The organism is Methylobacter tundripaludum (genome assembly GCF_002934365.1).
GTDB lineage: Bacteria > Pseudomonadota > Gammaproteobacteria > Methylococcales > Methylomonadaceae > Methylobacter_A > Methylobacter_A tundripaludum_A.
The window spans coordinates 1-1,388 of sequence record NZ_PTIY01000042.1 but is presented as its reverse complement, the minus strand read 5'-3'; the positions used below and the strand labels follow the sequence as shown (position 1 = coordinate 1,388).

Here is a 1,388-nt window from a genome sequence, read left to right as displayed (position 1 = left end):
GCTAAAGGCTAAAGGCTAAAGGCTAAAGGCTAAAGGCTAAAGGCTAAAGGCTAAAGGCTAAAGGCTAAAGGCTAAAGGCTAAAGGCTAAAGGCTAAAAATTGAAATACCCCTTAAACTTAAATGCAAGCTTTTTTCGCCCTTCGCCCTTCGCCTTTTGCCTTTTATCTTCCGTCTTTCTTCCTATTTCGAAAACGCAATAAACCGCCGATACGGCGAACCCTGCTTCCAGGTAAATGCCTCGGTGTAATAATGCATCAACGCCAGATAACCCAGAAAACCCAGGGTAACCGCCTTGTTAATCTCAACCCCGAACAAGAACTCGGTTAGCGCATTGAGCGCACCGTCCCCGCATGACTGCAACACAAACGCCAGCACAAACGAACACAGGGGCAACACGATAAAAACCGGCACATGACAACGCGCCGCATAGCGGTACATAAAATTCTGCGGGTGACTGTGGTGCTTGTTGTAATCATGCACCACATAGAAAATATAGGCCGTCGCGTCATGCACCAGTCTCGGCACTAAAATCGCCAGGAAATAATACTGCTGAACAAACAGATAAAAACTGCTTAATACCAATAAAACATTGGACCACAAAAAATACCGGCCCGATTGCGTGGTCACATAGCGCCGGCATAACAGCGCACTGCACACCAAGCCGGCACATAAACCGCCCGCAACAAGCTTTATCAACTCCAGCTGCTGCGCATCCAGGCTGTTTTTCAGGAATATGCCGATGTAAACAAAAATGCCCGCCGCAACGCTCAGCCACAATATCAGGTAAAAAGCCCAATCGGGCAAACGATAGACTCCGCGCCCAACGCCTAGCTGCTGTTTAAGCACATGGTATACGGTCCAGGCCGCCACCGTCACGTAAAGCGCTTTATAGGAAATAAACAGACTGCCGACGCCAAAAATCATCATGATGGCAAGCGTCATCAAAATGATTTTCAACTTATAAAATTTCAGGTATTCGGTATTGCTCGCCAGTAATATGGAGCTTGCTACGATATGCGGTGTGCCAAAAATGATTTGAAACAATAGAAACTGCTTGGGACTGCTCGGCAAATGTTCCTGTAAAAATCCCTGCCAAAACCAACTGTCAAGCAACTGCAACGATAAACACAAGGGAATGATTGCATACAGGCCCAACAACAACCGGAACGAGACAGCCAGTTGGCTATCATCGGGTATATCTTGAGCTGCAATGGCTTGATCTGAAAAAGGTCTAGCAGACATGAAACTGTCCTCCTATTTATTATGGCGGATTCAACTCCGAAGTGCAATCCTAGTAATCATGCGGCATCCCTCTCTTGTTCAGGAAAAAAGACCTCATGAGGTGTTTTAAAATTGAGTGTTTTTCGAGGGCGATGGTTGAGCTTAT

1 protein-coding gene is annotated in these 1,388 nt (G+C 46.3%); it reads right to left on the bottom strand.

Translation table 11 applies throughout. The annotated features are described in order from the left end of the window. Window positions 1-181 precede the first annotated feature (181 nt). Window positions 182-1,243 carry a hypothetical protein gene (locus B0F88_RS19105; RefSeq protein WP_104425529.1) on the bottom strand — a complete coding sequence of 354 codons (1,062 nt, stop codon included), beginning with the start codon at window positions 1,241-1,243 and terminating at the stop codon, window positions 182-184. Window positions 1,244-1,388 lie beyond the last annotated feature (145 nt).